This window comes from Blautia faecis (assembly GCF_027662325.1).
In the GTDB taxonomy this organism is placed as follows: domain Bacteria; phylum Bacillota; class Clostridia; order Lachnospirales; family Lachnospiraceae; genus Blautia_A; species Blautia_A faecis.
Genome location: NZ_JAQDKY010000066.1, coordinates 4990 through 10414 on the forward strand (window position 1 = coordinate 4990; position 5425 = coordinate 10414).

General features: G+C 43.8%; 3 protein-coding genes. All 3 read right to left on the reverse strand.

What is annotated here, in order from left to right; all coding sequences use genetic code 11:
* The coding region (locus PGQ38_RS18375; RefSeq protein WP_270433017.1) for an ATP-binding protein at window positions 1–3335 on the reverse strand (3335 nt) is incomplete at its 3' end.
* Entirely contained in the window at window positions 3304–3921 is a 618-nt protein-coding gene (locus PGQ38_RS18380) for a DUF4194 domain-containing protein (protein WP_118583732.1), read from the reverse strand. The genes PGQ38_RS18380 and PGQ38_RS18375, both read right to left, overlap by 32 nt.
* Window positions 3881–5299, reverse strand: coding sequence for a Wadjet anti-phage system protein JetA family protein (locus PGQ38_RS18385; RefSeq protein ID WP_270433020.1), 1419 nt, complete (start codon window positions 5297–5299; stop codon window positions 3881–3883). The genes PGQ38_RS18380 and PGQ38_RS18385 overlap by 41 nt, the downstream gene beginning before the upstream one ends.
* Between the last annotated feature and the right edge of the window lie 126 nt (window positions 5300–5425).

A 5425-nucleotide genomic window follows, 5' to 3' on the forward strand; every position in this document is an offset into this window, starting at 1 on the left:
CATACTGCATTGTGATATTCCTCCACATAACTCTGCTTCTGATCTGTCATTACTAGCATCACTTCATCCATAGCCGGGCCGATATACTGGATCTTATCTGGAGGAGCGGCGATAATAAGCTGTAATGGAAGGCGTCTCAGGAATTCCAAAACGCCGCCGATTCTTTCATCATCCATGTTATTAAAGGCCTCATCAAAGAGCACCAGCCCAGCTGCCTCGCCACCAATATTATTGCTGTAAAGCTGCACAAAAGAGGCTGCCACTGTCACATAAAACGGGGTCTGTGTCTCACCGCCGCTCTTCTCTTCACATACCTTGGAATAGTAAGAATAGGTGCCGTCATTATGAATGATCTTAATGTCATAATCCATGTAAGTACGGTAATCCGTAAACTCGTCAAGAGCCTGTGCACTGTTATCTCCACTTACCGAAAGCTGTTCAAACAGCTCCTCGATTACATCTTTATGAGCCTCATGGAAGATTCCCGAAAACAGGGATTCGCCTTGTGTCACATTGAAATCATCCATGATCATTTCATAATAATTGCGGTATTTTTTACTTGGCATAAACTGGAATTCATAGCGTTCACTGCTAAAATCAATGCCCTTTAACGCCTTGTTCAGTTCCTTAAATTCCCCCTGGGCAAGCTTCATATTCTCCTGTAATTTCGCCAGAAACTGCTCATGAAATTCTGTTTCTGCCGCTTTATGGGCAGACTGTACTTTCTCCTCATAATCAAGAAGTTCAGAGTTTTTCAAACGTTCATATACCGCCTCAAATTCAGGAAAACCATCCAGACTGGCAGCTGCACCAAAATCATGCTCGGTCTTATACTCCACCATGGCATTTATCATATTGTCTTTGGCAATCTGACATCTCTCACTGTTATATTTTCTCTTATTAGAAGGCAGTTTATAAAAATATTCACTTTGAAACTGCTCAATTGATCTTACTCCCAGAGCCTCCTTATATTCCCGATTCCAGCTATTTAAACGTTCTCCCGCATCTGCTGCAAGAGCGGTTACCTCACTCTTTCCGGTAATCTGTTTTTCCAGAAGTGTCTGTTTTCTGGCAACCAAATCCTGGATCCGGGCACGCATTCCACCGATTTTTTCCGTGTCGGAGCTGATGGTGTAATCCAATCCCCTAAGCACTTTTTCCAGCCCATCCAGCTGCAGCTGCTTCTGGATCAGGGTGGAATTCTCTTTCAGTTTTCGTATATTTTCCTCACATTTATCAACGGATTTATTTAACATACGAAGGGTAGCGATCACATCCAGACGGTACTTAATATCCACGTCACTTTCTGTAGAAAGAAGTCCCAGAATCTCTTTTGTGTCAGACAGCTTTTTCTCCTGATTTTCCATTGTTTCACTAAGCTTCTGAAATTCTTCTTCAGCCTGTGCCAGCTGTACGGTAAAAGCATTTTTGCCGATAAACGGCACACGAAATACCTCTGGTTTGATGGCACTTGCCACACAGTTCTGATATCTCATACAGCCCTTTGTGATAGAAACAGAATACTTTTTCAGGTCTTCGTAACGCTCGCACATCTGTACTTTTCCAAGGAGCATGTTGCTGTACTGACGGGCATATTGGTTCTGGGATGTGACTACTTCTGCCAGAGTTCCCGCAGGCGCAGTGTCGTATTTTTCCAGATCTTTCGTATTGATCAGACCTACTCCGTAAACCTTTTTCTCTCTTCGAAGACGGTCATAAATACCAAGTGCAATATCGAAGTTCTCCGGTTCTACAAGCACGTAAAAACGCTGCGTATTCAGATACCCCTCCACTGCGTTTCGCCATTCCTCATCCTTAATTTCCAGCATTTCGCAGAGCACTCCAGGCTGGATTTCTCTTCCAATGCCCGCAAATTCTTCCTGTACAGACTCCACAAGAAGCTCTACGCCAGATGGATAAGTCAGCTTTTTGCGTTTCAGTTTATTGATCTTTTTGCTTAATTTCTCCCATTCTGTCTGGTTCTGGTTAAGCCGGATCTTCAGCTGCGCCTGCTCTTCCTGCAGTTCTCCATAGCGCATCTGTTTGAAATGGATCACATCATCTGTAAGGCTCTTTATTTCTGTTACATTGATATCACCATCCAGAGTTTGAAGTTTTTTCCGATATTCACGGATACAGGAAGCGAAATCTACGCCAGTTTCATTTTCTGCATTTGCAGACTGACTCGTTTCGGTAGAAACTGCTGCAGAATATCTGGAAGTGTTCCCTGCCCCCATAGTCTGCAATAAACTCTCGCAGTCCCTGGCCGCCTGAGCCACGCTCTTCTTCAATTCCGTCTCCTCATTCAGAGCTTCCTGTCTCTTATCCCGAAGCCTTTTCAGCTCTTTTTTCTCCTCTTCCAAAGCTACAAATTCCTGGTTATGGCGCAGTTCTACACGGATATTTGTGGCAATTTCCTGCTTTTCAGAGCGCTCTTTCTGAAGCATTTCCAGCTGGGCTTTCGCCTGGGAAAGACGGATTTCTTCATTCTTTTTGGCAGTTTCCAGACTGGAAAGCTGTCCTTCCACAAGCTCCAGCTCACTACGTTTCAGGAAATACTCGTACATCCTGTCCTTTTCAATACGCTCCTGTACACGCTGGTACAATTCCTGTATTTTTTTCAGTTTTTTCATGCGTTTTTTCACGTTATCAAGGGTACGTTCCATATCCTGATAAGTACGCACATTCTCCCGAAGTACATCAATATTGACTTCTTTTTCATCCAGCACGTAAGAGTAAACAAAGTCCTTAATATCGTCGATTGGCTTAAATGCAAGCGCTTTTGGAATCAGACGGAAGAACTTATCTTCAATCCTTCCAAGTCTTGCTGTGACCATTCTACGGGCTTCTACATTGGTCTTGCACCACTGGCGGATATCAATGTTGGAACCACGGAATTCTGCAATGGATTTCACCTGGTTTCCGTACAGGAAAAGATCATCTGAGATCCTGGTATTCTCCATCAGATACCGCACTGTGGTCTCCTGGCCCTCAGAAGCAGAGTCCACAACAGCACCGATAATGAAATATTTATCCTTGCTTTCCTCATAAAATTCCAGGGCAACATGAGCGCTGATCTCGCCGGTACGCTCATAAGGCTGGTTTTCTTTTCCTGTTTTACAGCGGATATATCCGGTAAGCCTTCGCTTGCCATTCTCGTGGGCCGCCTTGTTAAAATAGCCGGTGGAACAGATGATCACAAACTGGATTGCGTCCAGAAGAGTGGATTTTCCAGCGCCGTTTTCACCAGATAAAAGAGTGGAATCTCCAAACTCTATGGTACAGTTATTAAACCTGTGCCAGTTAATCAGCTTCATCCTCGTCAGTTTCTTCATCGCTTTCGTTTCTTCCCTTTCTGTATGTCTCCAGTTTCTCATATGCTGCCTTAATGTCTTCTGCACGTACCACCATCAGAATGGAGTCGTAAATCAGAACACGAGATTCTTCATCTCCCATATCCTTATCCAGAAGCTCCACGATCTGATATCTTCGGAATAGGCTCAGGGCATTTCGCATGGTGGTTTTGTCGATTAATCTGTCACGGATATTAAGACTCACAAACTTATCCTGAATGTCTCCAAGGTTCACGATTACTTCCTCTATTGCGGAAAGCTCACGCTTCTTTTCATCGTAAAGAATTCGCAGGATCAGAAGTACAATGGAATCATAAAGCTTCAGATTCATCCGGTTATACCCTCTCGGACTGGTCAGCTGAATCACTCCATATTCCTCGTTTATCTCAAGGCGATAGCCAAGAACGCCCAGATATTCTTTAAATTCTTTCCTGTATTTCAGCACAAAATAATAATCTGCTTTGGTATTCTGGTTTCCTTTGCACAAAAAGCAGGTTCCCAGAAGACGGTTGCAAACCCTGCTGAAATTATCCTTTTCTTTTTGCAGCATTCCTTCCAGATATTCCATTTTCTCTCCTCCGTATCCGAAAATCTTTGAAACGGTAGCCGTTTACTTCCCGTTCTTCCAGAGTTTCTATTACATATCCCATATTTTTGCGCTGACCGTAAAGGCGCACATAAATCAGTTTGATAAAATCCTCTTCATTATTAAGAGGAAGCTGGCTTGCTTCCAGCTCATCCTTTTCCGCCAGATAACGGTTTACGTAGTTCTGAATTTTCTCTACACTGATCACTTTCCGGATCTTTTCTGCCATCTTTCTCATTTTCTCACGGCGAAGCTCTTCGTCTGGTTCCTCATTCTCCAGACTGGAGGGGATGAATTCCTTTTTCCCTTCTACTGCCAGATACAGAGAACTTTGTTCCAGAATAGAACACTGGTAAATACGCACCAGATCATCCAGAAAATCAATGCGGTAGATTCCCCCAAGATCCATATTTTCCTGGTTAATTTCTTCATTAATTCCCATGAGTATTTCTTTCAGCTGCCCCCGCACATCTTCGTTTCCTGCCAGGAGAAATTTGGCACGGTTGATGGCAGCTCGCTGGTACTGGGTATTTTTCTGGTTGATTTCCTGAAGAATCTCGTCCATATTGCGGAAAGCCTCAATAATTTCGTGAAGATAACGGTAGGTCAGTTCCCGCCCCTCTTCCTCGGAAACCTCCCGGATAGCTGCAATCTCTGCAGATGCCTTTTCCAGAAATTCCTCATTGTGGCTTCTTTTCTCCAGGCACTGCATAATTTCCGGACGAAACTTGGAAACATTGTCAGAAGTCAACAAGCGGTGGTAGGCTTTGTCTACAATATTGGTAATGTAGTCGTTAAACAGTGCATCCATAATCTGAGCAACCGTGCTGTGTCTGGTAAGGTCATCTATGTAGTGTTTGATGTTGGAATTGAGGTTTTTCAGACCGGTGATCAGGTAGTCGGTGTTTTCCCAGATCTGCATGAGCACGATACCCGGCTTATCCATGGTGCCTTTTACCAGACTGTAGATGGTATAAATGTACCCCTGGTATTCAATTTGTTTCCCATCTGCGATATCCAGGAGTGTTTTGATTATTTTCACAGCGTATTCCTTGAAGTTTACACGCTGTACGTAGCTTTTGTCTGTTTCCACTTCGATCCAGCCGTAGTATTCCAGGCGGCGCAAAATGCCGTTAGCCCGGCTTCGGCTGTCATCAGCCTGGAATTCTTCTTCCACTAGCTGGGCCGCATTTTCCTGCCCAAAATAAAATTCCAGCTCGTCTACCAGCACTTCTCTTTCCACGCCAAAGGAGAGCTGGTGTTCCATAATGGCAAAAAGGCGGCTGATACATTCCCAGTACACAATTCGGTTTGGCGAGGATAGCGGAACAAAAAAATTGTTGGGGATTATGTGAAACATAGGGTATCCTTTCTTCAAACGTAAAACAAGGGACAAACTGCTTTGTCCCTGAAATCTTTCTTTATTTTAGCATAGCCGGTTTTATTGTACAAGGTTTTCTAAGTTGCTATTTAGTGTGTTGAAAGT

What these genes read in the sequence shown, in the direction of transcription:
- PGQ38_RS18380 (WP_118583732.1), bottom strand. Translation starts at nt 3,921, where the DNA reads ATGGAATATCTGGAAGGAATGCTGCAAAAAGAAAAGGATAATTTCAGC.
- PGQ38_RS18385 (WP_270433020.1), bottom strand. Translation starts at nt 5,299, where the DNA reads ATGTTTCACATAATCCCCAACAATTTTTTTGTTCCGCTATCCTCGCCA.